Source organism: Actinomyces sp. Z5, from assembly GCF_003287795.1.
GTDB classification, from domain to species: domain Bacteria; phylum Actinomycetota; class Actinomycetes; order Actinomycetales; family Actinomycetaceae; genus Actinomyces; species Actinomyces glycerinitolerans.
Genome location: NZ_QMIN01000009.1, coordinates 36,110 through 55,367, shown reverse-complemented (window position 1 = coordinate 55,367; position 19,258 = coordinate 36,110). Strand labels below are relative to the sequence as shown.

Here is a 19,258-nt window from a genome sequence, read left to right as displayed (position 1 = left end):
ATACTCCCATGATCCGCCCACAGCATCTGACCCCGACCCTGACGGTGCCGCCACCACGGCCGGCCCCGGAGCCGCCGAGCCCGGCCATCCCCACTTCTACACGGGCCCTGGCCCGCCGGTCGGCGCCCCGCAACATCCGCGTCGTGCTCTACAGCCACGACGCCCAAGGCCTGGGTCACCTTCGCCGCAACCTCGCACTCGCCCACCAACTCGCCAACGAGCTGCCCGCGCTCACCGGCGCGTCGGTCACCGGCCTGCTGGTGGCCGGAGTGTCTCCCTCCCCCGGCTTCCCCCTGCCCGCCGGCTTCGACTGGCTGGTGCTGCCGGGCTTCACCAAGGGTGGCAACGGATACCGCCCCCGCGGCCTGCGCGGCACCCCCGATTCCCTGGCCACGCTCCGCTCCGGGCTCGTCGCCAGCACACTCCAGCGCTTCGCCCCGCACCTGGTGATCGTCGACCGCCACATCTACGGGGTGCGCAAGGAGTTGCGCGCACCACTGAAGCACCTGCGCGCCACTTCACCCCAGACCCGGATCGTGCTGGGCCTGCGCGAGGTGCTGGACGCCCCCGAGGTCGCCGCAGCCGAATGGCGCAACCTGGACACCCCCGCCAACCTGCGGCGCCTGATCGACGAGGTCTGGGTGTACGGCGACCCCACCGTGCACAACCCCGTCACCACCGGCGAGGTCCCCATGTGCCTGCGCGACCGCGCCGTGTTCACCGGCTACCTGGCCAAGGGCCGCAGCCTGCTGGAGCGGGGCGTCCGGGCGCCGGAGGACCCGTTTGTCCTGACCACGGTCGGCGGCGGCTCCGACGGCCTCGAGCTGCTGCGCAGCGCCGTCCGTATGACCCCGCCCACCGGCCACCGGCACGTACTGGTCACCGGCCCACAGTTGGATGACGCCGGTTTCGACGCCGTGCAGGCGGCCGCCGGCCCGACCACCGAGGTGCACCGCTCCCTACCCGGGCTGACCCGGTGGATCGAACGGGCCGCGGCGGTGATCGCCATGGGCGGCTACAACACCGCCTGCGAGATCCTGGCCACCTCCACCCCGGCCCTGATCGTCCCGCGTGAGCAACCGCGCCTGGAGCAGCTCATCCGCGCCCGCGCCCTCCAGGCGGTCGACGCCGTGGACGTCATGCGTACCACCGAGCTCACCCCCGAGGGACTCACCGCCTGGGCCGCCGGGGCCGTCACCCGGCGCATGCCCCGCACCGACTTGAACACCGACGGGCTGCCCGCCACCGCCCGCCGCGCCGCCGCCCTGCTGCGCGCACAACTGGCCACCACCCACGCACTACAGGAGATAGCCTCATGACTCGCATCGGATACGTGCTCAAGGTCTACCCCCGCTTCTCGGAGACCTTCGTGGTCACCGAAATGCTCGCCCGCGAGGCGCTGGGCGACGACCTGACCATCTACGCCCTGCGCCCCACCACCGACTCCCGCTTCCACCCGGAGATCGCCCGCATCCGCGCCCAAGTCAACTGGGTGCCGCGCCCACGTCGAGCCATCGACATGTGGGAGCTGCTCGCGAACTCGGTGAACGAGCCGGACATGCGCACGCACCTGGCGGAGATCCTGCCCGCCGTGGCCGACCTGCCGGGCGACGAGGTCGCGCAGGGGGCGGCCCTGGCCCGCGCCGCCCGCGACGCCGGCATCACCCACCTGCACGCCCACTTCGCCTCCCTGGCGGGCCGCACCGCCTGGATCGCCTCCCAGCTGAGCGGCATCCCCTACACGGTCACCACCCACGCCAAGGACATCTACCACGAGTCGGTGGACCCGCTGTGGCTGCGCCGCATCTGCGCCGACGCCGACCGGGTGATCGCCATCAGCCGCTACAACGAGCGCTACCTGTACTCGGTGCTCGCCGGCACCGGGGCGCGCATCGAGTTGCGCTACAACGCCCTCGAACTAGATCGCTTCCCATTCCGCCCGCCCGCCCCCGCCGACGGCCCGCTGCACGTCGTAGCGGTCGGCCGGCTGGTGGCCAAGAAGGGCTTCGACGACCTCATCGACGCCGTCGGCATCCTCACCAAGGCCGGCATTCCGGTCGTGGCTGACATCGCCGGCGAGGGCGAGGAACGCGACTGCCTGGCCGGGCAAATCACCGCTCTGGGGCTGGAAGACCGAGTCAACCTGCTCGGGCCGCTCACCCAGGCGGAGGTGCGCGCCCTGCTGGGCCGCGCCCAGGTGTTTGCCGCGCCGAGCAAGCCCGCCGAGGACGGCAACATCGACGGCCTGCCCACGGTGGTGCTGGAGGCGATGGCCTGCGGCACGCCCGTGATCGCCACCGACGTCACCGGCCTACCAGAGGTCATCCGCGACGGCGACACCGGAATCCTGCTGCCGCACAGCGACCCGCAAGCACTCGCCCGGGCTCTGCGCGAGTTGGCCGAGGGCACCGTCGACGCCGCCCCGCTGGCCCGCAATGCCCGCGCCCTGATCGAGCGGGACTTCGACTCCCGCGCCCAGGCGGCCGTGCTGTCCGCCTGGGAGTCCACCCCCGAACTTCAGGAGGTTCACTGATGCGTATCGCCTACATCTGCACCGACCCGGGCGTGCCGATCTTCGGCGCCAAGGGCGCCTCCGTCCACATTCAGGAGGTGGTGCGCGCCCTGCGCCGCGCCGGCCACGAGGTGACCGTCTACGCGGTGCGCCGCGGCAACCTGGTGCCCGCTGAGCTGGCCGACCTGCCCGTGCGCATCGTCCGGATCGATGCGGCCGACGCCGCCGCCCGCGAGCGCGCCCAGGCCGAGGCCGCCGCCCTGCTCGCCCAGCAGGTGCGCGAGGACGGCGCGGACCTGGTCTACGAGCGCTACTCCCTGTTCTCCACCGCCCTGGCCGACCTGGCTGGCGCCGGCATTCCCGGAGTCCTGGAGGTCAACTCACCACTGATCGACGAACAGCGCCACCACCGCACCCTGGTGGATGAGGCGCGGGCCCGGTCCGCCCTGCGCGCCCAGGTGCGTGCCGCCCGCACCACCGTATGCGTCTCGGAACCGGTGCGCCGCTGGGTGTGCGGGCTCGTGGACGCCCCGCGCGCCGTCACCATTCCCAACGGCGTCAACCTGAACCGGCTGCGCCCCTCCCCGGAGGACCCGGACGCCGTGATCGTCACCTTCGTGGGCACGCTCAAACCGTGGCACGGCGTGGCGGACCTGCTGCGGGCCGCCGCCCTGGCCCGGGAGGACTGGCGTCTGCGCATCATCGGGGACGGCCCCGAGCGCGAGGCCCTGCACGCCCAGGCGGAGGAACTCGGCCTGGAGGTTGACTTCCGGGGGGCGCTGGCGCCGGACGACGTACCCGCGGCACTGGCGGGCAGCGCCATCGGCGTGGCCCCCTACCCGGACCTGGGCGGGGAGGATGAGCAGTACTTCTCCCCACTGAAGGTGCTGGAGTACCTGGCGGCCGGACTGCCGGTGGTCGCCTCCGCCGTCGGCCAGCTGCCGCGGCTGCTCGACGGCATCGGCGTCCTGGTGCCGCCGTCGGACCCGGCCGCCCTGGCCGCCGCCCTGGACGCGCTCGCGATCACCCCGCAGCTGCGTGCCCGCCGCGGCGAGCTGGGACGGCGCCGGGCGGAGAAGCACCACGGCTGGGACGCCGTCGTCGCCCAGATCCTCAACCAGGCGGAGGTGCAGCATGTCTGAACCCCAGATCTCCCGCTCCGCGCTGAGCCGCACCCTGCGCCTGGTCGCCCCGGACCTGCGCCCGCAGGTCCGGCTGGTGGCCGGCGGCACGGTGGCGCTGCTGGCCGAGGTGGTCTTCCGGGTGGCCGAGCCGTGGCCCATGAAGATCGTCATCGACTCGGTGCTGTCCTCGCTGGGTGCCGAAACCGGCTATGCGCCCGCCAACCTCGCCCGCCTGCTCGGGCTGGGGGCGGCGCTCATCGCGATCGTCGCCATGCGGGCGCTGTGCAACTACCTGGCCACCGTCTCCTTCGCACTGGCCGGCTCCCGCACCGCGATCGCGCTGCGACGCCGCGCCTTCCACCACGTGCAGACCCTCTCCCAGCAGTTCCACTCCCGCAATCGCTCCGCGGACACGGTGCAGCGCCTCGTCTCGGACGTGGCCCGCATGCAGGACGTGGCGGTGACTGCGGGGCTGCCGCTGGCCGCCAACGTGCTCACCCTGACGGTCATGCTGGGGGTGATGGTGTGGCTGGACCCGCTGCTGTCGCTGGTGGTGGTGGGCGCGATCATCCTGTTCTTCCTGACCTCCTCGGGCAGTTCGAAGAAGATCACCTCCGCGGCCCGCCGCACCCGCAAGTCCGAGGGGCACCTGGCCAACACCGCCCAGGAGGCGCTGAGCACCATCAAGGTGGTGCAGGCATATGGCCTGGAGCCGATCGTGGAGGACCGCTTCGTCAACGCCAACCAGACCTCCCTGCACGCCGGTGTGCGCTCACTGCGCCTGGCGGCGCGCCTGGAGCGGACCACCGACGTGATCGTGGGCCTGGCCTCCGCGGTGGTGCTGGTGGGCGGTGGTCTGCGGGTGCTGGCCGGGGCAATGACCCCCGGCGACCTGGTCCTGTTCAACACCTACCTGCGCACCACCATGAAGCCGCTGCGCGACATGGCCAAGTACACCGGCCGCATCGCCCGCGCCGCTGCCTCCGGGGAGCGGGTGGCCAACCTCATGGACGTGAGCCCGGACATCGTCTCCCCGATTGACCCGGTGCCGCTCGGGCACGTGCGCGGCTCCTTGACCTTTGAGGACGTGGTCACCGAGTACGACGGCCACGAGATCCTGCACGGCATCAACCTGCAGATCAAGGCGGGCGAACATGTGGCCATCATCGGTCCGTCCGGCTCCGGCAAGTCCACCCTGACCTCCCTGGTTGTACGAGCGATCGACCCGGTGAACGGCAGAGTGCGCCTGGACGGACACGACCTGACCAGTCTGGACCTGACCGAGCTGCGCTCGCATATATCGGTGCTGCATCAGGAGGCGGTCCTGTTCGCCGACACCATCCGGGAGAACATCCGCATGGGCCGTCCCGAGGCCACCGACGTCGAGGTGGAGGCCGCCGCGGTGGCGGCCGGGGCGCACGAGTTCATCACCTCCCTGCCCGACGGCTACGACACCATCGTCGGCGAACGCGGCGGCACGCTATCCGGCGGCCAGCGCCAACGCGTCGCCATCGTGCGGGCGCTGCTGCGCGACGCGCCCGTCGTGATCCTGGACGAGGCGACCACCGGCCTGGACCCGACGTCATCGGCGGCCGTACTGGACGCCGTCGACCGGCTCTCCCGCGGCCGCACCCTGTTGGCGGTCACCCACGAGACCGAGGTGGCCATGCGCTCCGACCGGGTCATTTGGATCGAGGACGGCCGGGTCCGGCTCGACGGCACCCCGCAGCAGCTGCTCGACGAGTCGCCGCTATTCAAGGCGTGGGCCGCCGCCGGCGCCGCCCAGCAGGAACTGCTCACCAGCGTCAAACGGGAAACAGCCCGGGACAACAACCGGGCCGACGACCTGAACGGGAGGACTCATGTACGTCAGTAGCACGCGCAGCGCCGTCGACATGGTGCTCGCCCCTGACCGGCTCAGCGAGCTCGTCGGAGCACCGGTACGGGCCGCACGAATGCGCATTAAACCGGGAGTATCGGTGACGGTGTCCCTGCTTCGGGCCGACACCGGGCGCAGCGCGGGCTGGGCCCGACTGCTGTGGCCGGGCAGCCGGGTGAAGGCGGCCAAGGCCGCCCGCCGCGCCGACCGGCTGGGAATGCGCACAACGCAGCGGGACACCGGCGACGGCCTGCTGTTCCAAAGCGGAGAAGTGGCCGCCGACCCGGCACTGGTGAAGCACACCGCCGCGGCCCGCGACGCCGATCTCCTGGGAGCCCTGGAGGGGAATCTGCTGCGTTACAACCCGCTGCGCCGCCTGGTGGTCCGCACACCCGGTGGGGTGGTGCGGGTCACCGCGGCCTCCCAGCGACGGGTCAACGCCCTGCAGGACTTCGCGTCCCGGCATGTGCCGGTCCCCCCGCAGTTGCCCGTCCCGGATCCACCGGGCACCGGGCACGTGAGTATTCAACGCTTCGTCGGCGATACCGACCTGAGCCGCCACCACGATCAGACGGCCACCGCCCGCGCCGGCGCCGCCCTAGCCGCCTTGCACGCGGCCACCACCGCGCTACCCGAGGCACTGCGGCGGAACCTGGAGAGTCTGGTCCCGGACGCCGAGAACCCGGCGCTGGTGCATACCCGCATACTGAACCACCTGGACCCGACGCTCGCCGCCCGGGTACACCGCCTGGGCGAGGTCATGCCCCGGCAGCCGTGGGAAGAACCGGTGTTCATCCATGGGGATGCCTCTCCCGATCAGGTGCTCCTGGACCGGAGCACCGGCCGGATCTGGCTCACCGACTTCGACCGGGCCCGGCTGGCGCCGGCCGTCGTCGACCTGGGCTCCTACCTGGCCATGGCCGACTCCTCCACCGCCCTCGCCCTGCTTGAGGGCTACGCCGACGCCGGCGGCCGGGTCCCTGGCGACGACCAGCTGCGGCAGGCCGTCGCCCGAGCCCGGTTGGAGCGCCTCCAGGATCCGCTGCGCCATGGCGACCCCCACTGGCGCCGCCGAATCGCCGCAGAAATCGACCGTATCGAGGCTCTGCTCGACGCGTCGCCCGGTCGCGCCGGGTGGGGGTTCGGGAAGAACCTGCACTGCCGGCAATCGCAGGAGGCATCATGAGCACCGGTGGGGAAACCCGTACCACATCCGCCCAGGAGAACCCGCAGCCCGTCATTGCCGCGCTCCGGGGGCTCGCCGGGTGGGAGCGCGCCTGGCCGGACAAGGACCGGGGCCTGGTTTTCGAGTGCCGGGACTCCTCGGGGCGTTTGCGGGCTGGAAGGATCCATGTGACCGGAGAAGTGGAGACACTCGCCTACGCCCAGGATCCGGCCCTGCCAAGCCTGTCCCCACTGCTGGTGGCCCCGCACGCCGAAGGGCGCCTGGTGGTCCACCGTGCGGGGCGCCGCGCCGTCGTCATGGGCGCTGACCGGGTGCACAAACTGGTGCGCGCCGGGAAGGCCGCGAGACTGGCCGACCCGCGTTCCGCGCGTCCGTTCCTGCGGGCCGGCCTGCGCACCGCCGAAGTTCTGGACCGCTCCGCCTCCAGCGTGGACCTGGAACTGTTGCCTGGCCGTTCCCTCCATGACTTGGCAGACGCCGGGTCGCCCGGGTGGGAGCGGCTGGCACAGCTGTGGCCCGGGGTCATCCGTCCCGAGACGCTGCCGGAGCACACCGGAACCGATGAGGCGGCGGTGCTGCAACGCTGGCACCGCCACGCGCGCAACCTGGGCGTGATCGACGTCATCGGAGCCCCGGATGGAGTCGGCGCGGCTGTCGACCGGATCTCCGCCCTGCTGCGGCAGCCGGGAGACCCGCCGGCCGCCTCCCACCGGGACTTGCACGACGGTCAGCTGCTGTGGGACGGCACCACCCTGTCACTGCTCGACCTGGACACCGCCGCTCTGGCGGAACCCGCCCTCGACCTGGGAAACCTGGCCGCGCACGTGGACCTCGCCCGCGCCCAGGGGCGCCTCGGCACGGTGGCGCACACGCACATCCGTCGGCTCCTGGAACACCTGGGGCGAGACCTCGCATCTGCATCCAGGCTGTCGGTCTACTACCTGGCTTCGCGACTGCGGTTGAGCTTCGTACACGCCTTCCGCCCCGGCGCACAGTCGTGGCTGCCTGCCTGGACGCGCGAGTCCCTGTGCCTGGCCGCCGCACCCGACCGGGCCTGGGCGGCCCGCACCCCGGGAGGATGAATGTATGCCCCGTTCGCCGACGGCGGGCGCGGCCACACCGGCGGCGCAGAGCATGGGCGGGAGCCGAACGAGGAGCGCGAACAGGGCCGCGGCGGGCACAATGGACGCGTGAAGGTCACCGCCCCGTTCTCCCGGGCGACCATACGCACCCGGATCATCTGGACGATCATCCTGGTCGCCTCGGTCGCTCTGGCGACCTCCGGCGCCGCCGTGTGGATGCTGGATCTGCGCTCCACCCATGCGGACATCGACGACCGGCTCGTGCTCACCCGCCAGGAACTGCGACGCCTGGCGGATGATGGCATCGACCCGACCAGCGGGGAGCCGCTGAGCGACCCGGCCCAGACGCTGCGCGTCTACATGGAGCGCTCCGTCCTGGGCTCCGGGGAGGGGCAGCTCGGCATTGTCGACGGCGCCGTGCAGTGGGTGTCGGCCGAGGGCGTCCGGCTGCGCCCGGAGGACGATCCCGAACTGGTGGATCGGCTACTGGCCGGAGCGGACGCGGACGTCTCCTCAATCTTCACCATCGAGACCGCCGACGGACGCTACCAGGTGCTCACCGTGCCGGTGACGGACGGAAACACAACGGCCGTCCTGGCACGCGTCGTCGACCTGAACGCCGCCGAGGCCGGCCTGTGGCGCACCATGCGCATGTACGCCTCCGCGGCGGCCGTGACCATGATGCTGGTGGCGGCGCTGGCTTGGTTGGGCATCGGACGGCTGCTGCGTCCCATCTGGGAGCTGCGCAACGCCACCGAGTCGATCGACGAACGCGATCTGACCACCCGGGTGCGGGTGCGCGGTCATGACGACCTGTCGGCGCTGGCGGCCGCGGTCAACCGCATGCTGGACCGGGTGCAGCGCGCGGTGGAGGCCCAGCGGGAGCTGCTCGACGACGTCGGCCATGAACTGCGCACCCCGATAACGGTGGTGCGCGGTCACCTTGAACTCATCGACCCCGACGATCCGGATGACGTGCGGCAGACCTCCGAGCTGGCCCTGGACGAGCTGGACCGGATGGGCACGCTGATCGACGATCTACTGGATCTGGCACGCAGTTCGCAGAGCGACTTCGTCACCCCCGAGCCCACCGACATCGAGGCACTGACGCTGCAAGTATTCGACAAGGCCTGCGCTCTGGGAGACCGGGATTGGCAGCTGGGAGGGTGTGCCTCCGGGACGGCCGTGCTCGACCCGGCGCGCATCACCCAGGCCTGGTTGCAGCTCGCGGCGAATGCGGTGAAGTACTCCGAGGAGGATTCGCGGGTCGCCATCGGCTCGGAGATCAATGGGAGTGAGCTGTTCCTTTGGGTCGAGGACGAGGGCATCGGGATAGCCCCGGAGGATGTGGAGCGCATCCGGCTCAGGTTCGCCCGGACCGCTGAGGCCACGCGCCACGCCTCCGGGGCCGGCCTCGGCCTGAGCATCGTGGAGAGCATCGTTGACGCGCACGACGGCCGACTCGCAATCTCCTCCGAGGTTGGGAGAGGATCTGTGTTTACGCTGCGCATTCCCCTGACAACCGTTGGCGAGACACGGTCGGCGCAGCAGAAGGAGTCGGATTAAGACATGGCCACTGTACTGATTGTGGAGGACGAGGAGCGCATCACCTCGTTCCTGACCAAGGGGCTCAAGGCCGCCGGCTTCGTCCCCAAAGCCGTCAACAACGGTGCGGACGCCGTCGAGATGGCTCTGCTGGGCGACGTGGACATAATCCTGTTGGATGTGGGTCTTCCGGACATCGACGGCTTCGAGGTGCTCGAGCAGCTGCGCGGCCAGGGAGTGACCACTCCGGTCATCATGCTCACCGCCCGCTCCTCCGTGGCCGACCGGGTGGCCGGGCTCGAGGGCGGCGCCGACGACTACCTGCCCAAGCCCTTCTCCTTCGACGAGCTCGTCGCCCGGATCCGGCTGCGGCTGCGCCCCCGCGAGGCGGCACCGACCGAGCGGGGGGTGCTGGAGCACAAGGACCTGGCACTGGACATTCACACGCGCCGGGTGCGGGTGGACGGGGAGTGGGTGGACCTGTCGGCCCGGGAGTTCGCGCTCGCCGAGATGTTCATGCGGCACCCCGGGCAGGTGCTCAGCCGGGAGCAACTGCTGGCGAATGTGTGGGGATTGGATTTCGATCCGGGCTCCAACGTGGTGGACGTGTACGTCTCCTACCTGCGCGGCAAGCTCGGTAAGGGCCGGCTGGAGACAGTGCGCGGCGTCGGCTACCGGCTCACCTGAAGCCCGCGGCCCTGCGTCGGGCCGCCGCCCCGCCCCGGCAGTAGGCGCGATCGGAGGCCGACCGGTCAGTCGTCGTCCTCGTCGCCGTCATCGTCGTCTCTGTCATCGTCGTCGGAGTCGGTGTCAGAGCTGCTGTTCGAGCTGCCGCTGTTGCTCGTGGTGCCAGTGCCGTAGCCAGATCCGGAGCCTCCCTGGGGCGAGACGTTCTGGGGCGGCGCCTGCTGCACCACCTCGGGGGTGCCATCGTCAACGCCGTCCGAGCCGCTGTCATTGGCGTCGTCGTCGGAGTCCGGAGGCGGCGTCATCAGGGGTCCGGCGCTGCGGCCGACCTGGGCGGTCGTGGTGGCTGCCGGGGTCATGGCGATGCCGGGTTCGTCGTCGAGGCCGGCGGGACGACGCAGAATCAGGATGGCCACGCATACGAGCAGAACGGTGGCCGCGGCGGCGACGAGCACCGCCAGCGGTCTGCCTCGGTCGGGGTTCATGGCTATTGCCTCCTGGTGCTTGACCCCCCGGCGCCGGGAAGCGGCGGGGTGAATATCGGGTCAGGGGCGCACGTGCCCCGCCCCCTCGACGACCCACTTGGTGGTGGTCAGCGCCGCCAGGCCCATGGGGCCGCGGGCGTGGAGCTTCTGGGTGGAGATGCCCAGTTCAGCGCCCAGTCCCAGTTGCCCGCCGTCGGTGAAGCGGGTGGAGGCGTTAACCATGATGGCCGCCGAGTCGACCTGGCTGACGAACTGGTTCATGGCGGCCACGTCCTGCGTCAGGATCGCCTCGGTGTGTCCGGTCGAGTATGCGGTGATGTGGGCGATCGCGTCGTCGATGGTGTCGACCACTCGCACCGCCAGGTCCAGGCTACCGTATTCGGTCTCCCAGTCCGCCTCGGTGGCGTCCACCAGCAGCTCCGCGCGGCCCTGGGCGGAGGCCTGCTCCTCCACGCAGGCGCGGGCGGCGGCGTCGGCGTGGAGGGTGACGCCGCGCTCCCACAGGGCGTCCGCGGCGGCCGGCAGGTAGGCGGAGGCGGCGGAGCGGTGCACGAGCAGCGTCTCGGCGGCGTTGCACACCCCGACCCGCTGGGTCTTGGCGTTGACGATGATGTCGACGGCGGCGGCCAGGTCGGCGGCGGCATCCACGTACACGTGGCAGTTGCCCGAGCCGGTCTCGATCACGGGCACGCTCGACTCCTCCACCACGGTGCGGATCAATCCCGCCCCGCCGCGCGGCACGAGCACGTCGATCAGGCCGCGCGCATGCATGAGGGCGGTGGCTCCGGCGCGGCCGGCCGGGTCGATGGTGGTGACCAGGTCGGCGGGCAGGCCCGCCGCCGTCAGGGCGTCGCGCAGCACGGTGATGATGGCGGCGTTGGTGTCCGCGGCCGCGCTGCCGCCACGCAGTACGACGGCGTTACCGGATTTCAGGGTCAGCGCGGCCACGTCCACGGTGACGTTGGGGCGGGCCTCGTAGATCATGCCGACCACGCCGAGCGGCACGCGCACGCGCCGCACCCGCAGCCCGTTGGGCAGGGTCTGCCCGTCGACGATCTGACCCACCGGGTCGGGCAGGGCGGCGATCTCGCGCAGTGAGTCGGCAATGGCGGCGATGCGGTCGCCGTCCAGGGCGAGGCGGTCTATCAGTCCCGGCTTCATGCCGGCGGCGCGGGCGCGTTCGAGGTCCCGGGCATTGGCGGCGAGGATGAACTCGGCGCGGGCGGTCAGGGCGTCGGCCAGGGCGTGCAGGGCGGCGTCCTTGCGCTCCCGGTTGACGCCGGCCAGGGCACGCTGGGCCTGGCGGGCGGCGCGGGCAGTGGTGGCGACCAGGGCTTCGGCATCGTTGACGGAATCGTTGGCGGCATCTACGGGTGAAGTCGTCATGACACCAGACTGTAGTCCCCGCCGCGCCGTGCGGGTAGGCGTGATGCGGTACTCGGCGTCACTCCCACGCGGGTGCTGGTCTCCCCTCGGTCTCGTTAAGCGGAGCGCGAGGAGGGGTAGGCGTCAGTCGCCGGCGGTGCGGGGCAGCTCGGCCAGGTCGTCGCGGTGCACCACCGGGGCCACGTGGTCTCCGGGGGCGGGGGCGCCGCGGCCGCGGGCCTCCAGCACCTCCTCGATCTCGGCGGCCGCATAGCGGCAGATGCCGCGGGCCAGCACCCGCTGCGGCCCCACGATCTCCACCACGGAGCCGGACTCGAAGTCCCCGTCCACGCCGACCACGCCGGGCAGCAGCAGCGACTTCTTGCCCTCGGTGACCGCCCGGGCCGCCCCGGCGTCGACCAGTACCCGGCCCTCCGGCATGGAGGCGTGCGCCATCCACAGCCGCCGGCTGGAGCGGTGCGGCCCGGTGGGGGCGAACCAGGTGCCCAGGTCGGCGGGAATCGTGCGCCCGCCCAGCAGCCGGGGGGCATCGTCGGCGTCGGCGATGATGGTGGCCGTGCCGGACGCGCAGGCGATCGTGGCGGCCTGCACCTTGGTGGCCATGCCACCGGTGCCCAAGGCGCCGGCGTCGCCGTCGACCCGGACCCCGGCCAGCTCGCCGGTGCCGCCGACGTAGCGCACCGGGCGGGCGCCGGGCGTACCCGGGCGGGCCGTCCACATGCCGTCCACGTCGGTGAACAAGATGAGCACATCGGCGGTGACCAGGTGGGACACCAGGGCGGCCAGGTGGTCGTTGTCGCCCAGGTTGAACTCGGTGGTGGCCACGGCGTCGTTCTCGTTGACCACCGGCACCGCCCCCATGGACAGCAGCGTGTCGAAGGTGGCGCGCACGGTCCGGTAGTGGCTGCGCACGGCCACGTCCTGGGCGGTCAGCAGCACCTGCGCGGTGACCGCCCCGTAGGCGCTCAACGCGGTCTGCCAGCGGGAGACCAGGCGCCCCTGCCCCACGGAGGCGGCGGCCTGCAGCAGGCGCAGCTCTCCGGGACGCGACTCCAGGCCCAGCGGGACCAGGCCGGCGGCCACCGCGCCGGAGGAGACCAGCACGACGTCGTGGCCGCGGCGGCGCATGCCTGCCAGCAGCCCGGAGATGATGTCGATGCGGTTCAGGTCCAGTCCGCCGTCGGGGCGGGTCAGCGAGGAGGAGCCGACCTTGAGCACGACGCGCGCCCCCTCCGGCAGGGCGTCGGGGCGCAGGCCCACGGCATCTGCGGCGCTCATGCGTCCTCCCAGTCGGCGGCGTCGGTCCACAGTCCCTCGGCGGCCTCGTCGCGCAGCTGCTGGCGGGCCGCCTCCTTGGCGTCCATCCAGTCGTGGTACTGCGCGCGCCGCTCGGCGTTGGTGCGGCGGTGGTGGTCCTCCAGGCGGGCGTCGGTGCCGCGGGCGCCCAGCAGCTCCGCACCGGTGGTCATGGCCGGCTCCCAGGTGAAGATGACGCCGCCCTTGACATCGCCGATCAGCACGGTGTCTCCCGCGTGGGCGCCGGCCTTGGCCAGCTCGTCCTCGACGCCGCCGGCGGCCAGGCGGTCGGCCAGGTAGCCGACCGCCTCGTCGTTGGAGAAGTCGGTCTGACGCACCCAGCGCTCCGGCTTGTCCCCGCGCACCTGGTAGACGGTGCCCTCGGCGGGGTGCTGGATGACGGCCACGGTGGCGGTCGCCTGCCCGCCGCGGCGGCCCACGGCGGCGGGGCGGATGATGGGCCGCGCGGGCTCGGCGAGGGCCGGGGCCTGGGCGCGGGCCTGCTGCACCAGCTCCGCCAGGGCGAAGGCCAGCCGGGACAGTCCCGCATGGGAGACGGCGGAGACGGTGAAGGTGGGCAGGCCGCGGGCCTTCAGGTCCGCCTCCACCAGTTCGGCCAGTTCGGCCGCCTCGGGGACGTCGACCTTGTTGAGTACCACCACGCGCGGGCGCTCCATCAGCGGCGCCAGCCCGGTCAGCGCCGGGTCGGCCTCGTCGGCGCCCAGCCGGTCGGCGTAGGCGGCCAGCTCGGCCTCAATGGTGTCGAAGTCGCTGAGCGGGTCGCGGCCCGGCTCCAGGGTGGCGCAGTCCAGCACGTGCACCACCACGGCGCAGCGCTCGATGTGGCGCAGGAACTCCAGGCCCAGGCCCTTGCCCTCGCTCGCCCCCGGGATCAGCCCGGGCACGTCCGCCATGGTGAAGCGCGTCTCCCCGGCCTCCACCACGCCCAGGTTGGGGGTGAGTGTGGTGAAGGGGTAGTCGGCGATCTTGGGGCGGGCAGCGCTCATGGCGGCGATCAGGGAGGACTTGCCGGCGCTGGGGTAGCCGACCAGGGCGACGTCGGCGACGGTCTTCAGTTCCAGGGTGACGTCACGGGCTTCGCCGGGCTCGCCCAGCAGGTGGAAGCCCGGGGCCTTGCGCTTGGGGGACGCCAGGGAGAAGTTGCCGCGGCCGCCGCTTCCGCCCTCGGCGACGACGACGCGCTCACCGGCTGCGGTCAGGTCCGCCAGCACGCCGCCGTCGGAGTCCTTTACCACGGTGCCCAGCGGCACCGGCAGCACCATGTCCTCACCGTCGGCGCCGCGGCGCCAGCCACCCTCACCGGGGGCGCCGGAGCCGGCGGTGCGGTGCGGGGAGCGGTGGTAGGTCAGCAGGGTGGTCACGCGCGGGTCGGCGGTCAGGATGACGCTGCCGCCGTGGCCGCCGTCGCCGCCGTCGGGGCCGGCCAGCGGCTTGTACTTCTCACGGTGGATCGACGTGCAGCCGTGGCCGCCGTCGCCGCCGGCGACGTGCAGGACCACCCGGTCGATGAAGCTGGGCATGGGCGTCTCCTCGGGCGCTGCGGGGCGGTGGCCCCGGGGGCCGGCATGCGCAAGGGCGGACGGCCGAAGCCGCCCGCCCTCGCGGATACCGTCATGGTGATGGAGGCTGTGTCAGCCTTCGGATGCGACGACGTTGACGACCTTGCGGTCGCGGAAGGTGCCGAAGTCGACGTTGCCGGCGGTCAGGGCGAACAGTGTGTCGTCCTTGCCGCGGCCAACGTTGTTGCCGGGGTGGAAGTGGGTGCCGCGCTGGCGGACGATGATCTCGCCGGCCTTGACGAACTGGCCGCCGAAGCGCTTCACGCCGAGGCGCTGGGCGTTGGAGTCGCGGCCGTTGCGGGAGGAACCAAGACCCTTCTTGTGTGCCATGTCGGGGCTTCTTTCTGTTTCGCTGTTGCCTGAAAGGATACTGCGGCGGGGCGGCCCGCTCAGCCGATCGCGGTGACCTTGATGGCAGTGAGCTTGGCGCGGTGACCCTGGCGCTTGCGGTAGCCCGTCTTGTTCTTGAACTTGAGGATGTTGATCTTGGGGCCCTTCTCGTCGCCGACGATCTCGGCCTTGACGGAGGACTTGGCCAGGTCCGCGGCGGAAGCGGTCACCTTGTCTCCATCCACCAGCATGACGGGGGCGAGAGTTACCTCGTCGCCGACCTCACCGGCAAGCTTGTCGACAACCACGACGTCACCGACGGAGACCTTCTCCTGACGGCCGCCGGCCTTGACGATCGCGTAGACCACTTGACTGCTCATCTCTGTCGTATCTTCTAGTCGCTCGTTCCCGGGAGCGCTGCTCCACCGCTGGCGGGCGACTACTTGGGCAATGGTGCGGAAGGCACCGCCGGATTACTTTATGCGATCCGGCGGGCGACACCAACCTGTGAAGGCCCACCGGACCTGTGTTCTTCCGCACCCCACCGCTCGGAGGGGATGCTCCGGGGCGACGGCGGGCGCCCACGTCGGGGCGGTGGCGCCCGCCGGGGCCGCTTACTCCTCGGTGACGGCGCCCGCCGGGGCGGCCGTGCTGCTCTCCTCGGCCTGGGCGTGCTCGTGAGCGTGCTCGGCGGCCGCCGCAATCTGTGCCAGGGCTCCGCGCACGGCCGAGCGGGCGGCGTCGTCCCGGTCCTCGTCCCCCTGGGCGGACTTGCCGCGCCCGCCGGAGCGACCGGACCTGCCGGAGGACTTGCCCGACCTGCCCGAACCCTTGGCGGACTTCCCCTCGGCCTTGGCGCCGTCGTCGTCGCGACCGCGGCGACCCCGGCCGGAGCCGGCGCTGCGCGCGGCGGAGGCGGACATGTCCACCGCCTGGTTCTCCACCGGGTGCTCGTGAACGATGAAGCCGCGCCCGCCGCAGCACTCGCAGGGCGTGGAGAAGGCCTCCACCAGCCCCTGACCGACGCGCTTGCGGGTCATCTGCACCAGGCCCAGCGAGGTGACCTCCGTGACCTGGTGGCGGGTGCGGTCGCGGCCCAGGCACTCCACCAGACGGCGCAGCACGAGGTCGCGGTTGGATTCCAGCACCATGTCCACGAAGTCGATCACCACCATGCCGCCGATGTCGCGCAGCCGCAGCTGGCGGACGATCTCCTCGGCGGCCTCGAGGTTGTTGCGGGTGATGGTCTCCTCCAGGGTGCCGTCCGCGCCGCCGGTGAAGCGCCCGGTGTTGACGTCGATGACGGTCATGGCCTCGGTGCGGTCGATGATGAGCGTGCCGCCGCTGGGCAGCCAGACCTTGCGGTCGAAGCCCTTGGCGAGTTGCTCGTCGATGCGGTGGGCGGTGAACACGTCCTCGGGGCTGACCCAGTGCTCCAGCCGGTCGGTCAGCTCGGGGCTGAGGTCGGACACGTAGTTGGAGATGGTCTTCCAGGCGTCGGGGCCCTGCACGATGAGCTTGCGGAAGTCCTCGTTGAACACGTCGCGCACCACGCGCACGGCCAGCTCGGGCTCCTCCTTCAGCAGCACTGGCGCCTTCCCGGAGCCCTTGAGCACCTGGGAGGACTTCTTCTCGATGGACTCCCACTGCGCCACCAGCCGCTTGATGTCGTCGGCGAGCTGCTCCTCGCCGGCGCCCTCCGCGGCCGTGCGCACGATCACGCCGGCGTCGTCGGGGACGATCCGCTTGAGGATCTTCTTCAGCCGGTTGCGCTCGGTGTCCGGGAGCTTGCGGGAGATGCCGGTCATGGTGCCGCCGGGCACCAGCACCAGGTAGCGGCCCGCCAGGGTGATCTGGCTGGTCAGGCGGGCGCCCTTGTGACCGATGGGGTCCTTGGTGACCTGCACCAGCACGGTGTCGCCGCTGGCCAGGGCGTCCTCGATGCGGCGCGGCTTGCCCTCCATGCCGGCGGCGTCCCAATTGACCTCGCCGGCGTACAGGACGGCGTTGCGTCCCTTGCCGATGTCCACGAAGGCCGCCTCCATGGACGGCAGCACGTTCTGCACACGGCCGACGTACACGTTGCCGACCAGTGAGGTCTGGGTGTGCCGAGCGACGTAGTGCTCCACCAGCAGCCCGTCCTCCAGGACGGCGATCTGGTTCAGGCCGTCCTGCTCGCGCACCACCATCTGCCGGTCGACGCTCTCGCGGCGGGCCAGGAACTCGGCCTCGGTGATGATGGGCCGGCGTCGACCCGCGGCGCGCCCCTCGCGACGGCGCTGGCGCTTGGCCTCCAGGCGGGTGGAGCCCTTGAGCGCGGTGATCTCGTCCCGGGAGGCGTCGGAGCGGCTGCGAGAACGACGACGGCGACGACGAGAACTGCCGGCGCTCTCCTCCGGCGTCTCGGCGGAGGTCCGGTCCGTCTGCACACTGTCCGCGGCGTCGGCGGGCGTCTCGTTGGCCTCGTCGGCGTCGTCGGCGCTCTCGACCGTGGCGCCACGGCCCTCGGCGCGGGAGCGGGCACGCCGCCCGCGTCCGCCGCGGCGGCGCTTGCGGCGGCCGGTGGCGGCCTCCTTGTTGGTCTCAGTGCCCTCGGCGTCTTCTGCTCCCTCAGCGTCCTCCGTCGGGGCCGACTGGGCGGAGGCGGTCTCGTCGGCGTCCCGGGCCGGGGCGGCGTTGCGGCCGCGGCGCTTGGCGGGGGCGGCCTCCTCCACGTGCTCGGGCGCGGTGGAGGCGGCGGTCGCGCGACGACGGCGCCGGCGACCACCGCGGGTGCCGGTAGCGGCCTCGTCGGAGTCGGTGGAGGCGTCGGTACCGCCGGAGCCGGTGCCAACGGACACAGCCGCATCGGGCTTGGCGGCCGGGGCATCCCGGTCCCGGCGTGAGGCGGACTCGGGGCTCGACTCGGCCGGCTGGGCCTGGGCGGGGGTGGTGGCGGCGACCTTCACCTTGCGGCGCCGCCGCCGGGCCAACGCCGGATCGGGGGCCTGGAACAGGAGCGACGCGGCGGGCAGCTGCGGCTCCTCCGGCTCCGGCAGGTCCTCCTCCAGCTCCGGCGTGGACGCGTCGGCGTCGGCGTCGGCGCCTGACTCGGGCTCGGGTTCAGCGTCTGCCGTGGCGTCGGCCTCGGCGTCGCCATCTTGAGCCTCGGCAGCCTCCGGCTCACCGGCCTCAGACTCGCCGGCCTCGGCGTCGGCGGCTTCTGCGTCCTCGACGTCCTCGGCCTCCAAGGTCTCCGCATCAGCTGCGTCCTCGGCGTCTTCGCTCTCCGCAGCATCGGAGGCTTCAGCCTGCGCAGCGTCGTCGGCGGCGTCGACCGCCGCGGCGTCGGTTTCCTCGGGCGTTTCCGCGGAAGCGGCACTGTCAGGCGCGGCGATGCCCTCGGCCTGGGCCGCAGCCTCTTGTGCCTCGGCGTCTGCGGCGTCGGGAACCTTGCTCGGCGCGTCGGGAGCGGACTCGGGCGTAGTTACAGCGGCGGTGACTCGGCGGTGCCGACGGGCAGGCCGCTTGGGGACGCCTGTCTCCTCGGAGCCCTGAGCGTGGGAGTCGTGTGAGCGCGATGACGAGGGGGACATGGGTCTATCTGCACTTTCGGACGCTATAGCTCCGCCGTACCCGCGGCGCCATGGCGCGGTCGCGCTCCCCTGGCGGGGAGCTAAAAGCCTACGTGTGCGCCTTGCGGCGCCGGCCTGCGGCGGAACTCGCACGTTGCGGAAGTGCGGCGGCGCTCTGGGCGGCGCAATTCTTCCGGGCGGTCTCGGCCGAGGGTCGGACACCGACTGCCGGTACGGGACCGCCGGTGCCAGGGGCAGTATCCCACAGGTGTAGCCCCACCGGGTGGCAGTCGGGCTGGTGGCGCCGTCGTCTCGCCAACGGCGGACAGGCCGACCGGCGGCCCGCCGACCAGTACTGTCACAAATGGTGACAAACGCGCCCGCGACACCAACCTGCCATCACCAAAACGTTGAAATCACGCGATTTCAGAATCGAGCCGGGACGTCGGGAGGCGCGTTTGTCACCAATTCTGACAACCAACCGCCCCCACAGCCCCACACAGCCGCATAACAAGTCACACCTTTTCACGACACACCGTCACCCGCCGCCTATACTTGGCCTATCTCCCGGGGAGCCCCTATAAGGTTCCTCTTATATTTCCCGTGGCCCTC

The 19,258-nt window shown here is 71.8% G+C and carries 15 protein-coding genes; 8 read left to right on the top strand and 7 right to left on the bottom strand.

Translation table 11 applies throughout. The annotated features are described in order from the left end of the window. The first annotated feature begins 8 nt into the window (after positions 1–8). From DRB06_RS00870 to DRB06_RS00835, 8 genes are read left to right on the top strand one after another with little or no spacing between them, the layout of a single operon-like run. Positions 9–1,319 (top strand): glycosyltransferase family protein, encoded by a 1,311-nt coding sequence (locus DRB06_RS00870; RefSeq protein ID WP_111818894.1) that lies wholly within the window; start codon positions 9–11, stop codon positions 1,317–1,319. After that, positions 1,316–2,533 carry a glycosyltransferase gene (locus tag DRB06_RS00865; RefSeq protein ID WP_108966532.1) on the top strand — a complete coding sequence of 406 codons (1,218 nt, stop codon included), beginning with the start codon at positions 1,316–1,318 and terminating at the stop codon, positions 2,531–2,533. Before DRB06_RS00870 ends, DRB06_RS00865 begins: the two co-directional genes overlap by 4 nt. Then, positions 2,533–3,654 carry a glycosyltransferase family 4 protein gene (locus DRB06_RS00860; protein ID WP_111818893.1) on the top strand — a complete coding sequence of 374 codons (1,122 nt, stop codon included), beginning with the start codon at positions 2,533–2,535 and terminating at the stop codon, positions 3,652–3,654. The genes DRB06_RS00865 and DRB06_RS00860 overlap by 1 nt, the downstream gene beginning before the upstream one ends. Continuing rightward, positions 3,647–5,512: an ABC transporter ATP-binding protein gene (locus tag DRB06_RS00855; protein ID WP_181575146.1), complete on the top strand. Its 1,866-nt coding sequence runs from the start codon at positions 3,647–3,649 to the stop codon at positions 5,510–5,512. Before DRB06_RS00860 ends, DRB06_RS00855 begins: the two co-directional genes overlap by 8 nt. Then, positions 5,499–6,701: a phosphotransferase family protein gene (locus tag DRB06_RS00850; RefSeq protein ID WP_073327231.1), complete on the top strand. Its 1,203-nt coding sequence runs from the start codon at positions 5,499–5,501 to the stop codon at positions 6,699–6,701. Before DRB06_RS00855 ends, DRB06_RS00850 begins: the two co-directional genes overlap by 14 nt. Beyond that, a complete protein-coding gene (locus tag DRB06_RS00845) occupies positions 6,698–7,783 on the top strand; it encodes a phosphotransferase family protein (RefSeq protein WP_111818892.1) in 1,086 nt (361 codons plus the stop codon). The genes DRB06_RS00850 and DRB06_RS00845 overlap by 4 nt, the downstream gene beginning before the upstream one ends. Further along, entirely contained in the window at positions 7,784–9,349 is a 1,566-nt protein-coding gene (locus DRB06_RS00840) for a cell wall metabolism sensor histidine kinase WalK (RefSeq protein ID WP_108966525.1), read from the top strand. Positions 9,350–9,352: 3 nt separating this feature from the next. Next, on the top strand, positions 9,353–10,015 hold the full coding sequence (locus DRB06_RS00835; RefSeq protein WP_073327234.1) for a response regulator transcription factor: 663 nt from the start codon (positions 9,353–9,355) through the stop codon (positions 10,013–10,015). Positions 10,016–10,080: 65 nt separating this feature from the next. On the opposite strand, the gene DRB06_RS00830 is transcribed toward DRB06_RS00835, so the two are convergent. The 7 genes from DRB06_RS00830 to DRB06_RS00800 all read right to left on the bottom strand — a co-directional run bounded on the left by DRB06_RS00830 (position 10,081) and on the right by DRB06_RS00800 (position 18,667). Further along, entirely contained in the window at positions 10,081–10,500 is a 420-nt protein-coding gene (locus DRB06_RS00830) for a hypothetical protein (protein WP_073327236.1), read from the bottom strand. 60 nt (positions 10,501–10,560) lie between these two features. Continuing rightward, entirely contained in the window at positions 10,561–11,886 is a 1,326-nt protein-coding gene (locus tag DRB06_RS00825) for a glutamate-5-semialdehyde dehydrogenase (protein ID WP_111818891.1), read from the bottom strand. 123 nt (positions 11,887–12,009) lie between these two features. Continuing rightward, positions 12,010–13,164, bottom strand: a complete 1,155-nt coding sequence (proB, locus tag DRB06_RS00820) for a glutamate 5-kinase (protein ID WP_073327239.1) — start codon at positions 13,162–13,164, stop codon at positions 12,010–12,012. Further along, positions 13,161–14,723 (bottom strand): GTPase ObgE, encoded by a 1,563-nt coding sequence (obgE, locus tag DRB06_RS00815; RefSeq protein ID WP_108966523.1) that lies wholly within the window; start codon positions 14,721–14,723, stop codon positions 13,161–13,163. Before obgE ends, proB begins: the two co-directional genes overlap by 4 nt. Before the next feature lie 111 nt (positions 14,724–14,834). Further along, positions 14,835–15,092 carry a 50S ribosomal protein L27 gene (gene rpmA / locus DRB06_RS00810; RefSeq protein ID WP_073327242.1) on the bottom strand — a complete coding sequence of 86 codons (258 nt, stop codon included), beginning with the start codon at positions 15,090–15,092 and terminating at the stop codon, positions 14,835–14,837. Positions 15,093–15,151: 59 nt separating this feature from the next. Then, positions 15,152–15,472 carry a 50S ribosomal protein L21 gene (rplU, locus tag DRB06_RS00805; protein WP_073327243.1) on the bottom strand — a complete coding sequence of 107 codons (321 nt, stop codon included), beginning with the start codon at positions 15,470–15,472 and terminating at the stop codon, positions 15,152–15,154. A gap of 234 nt (positions 15,473–15,706) precedes the next feature. Continuing rightward, positions 15,707–18,667, bottom strand: a complete 2,961-nt coding sequence (locus DRB06_RS00800) for an Rne/Rng family ribonuclease (protein WP_111818890.1) — start codon at positions 18,665–18,667, stop codon at positions 15,707–15,709. Positions 18,668–19,258: the final 591 nt, after the last annotated feature.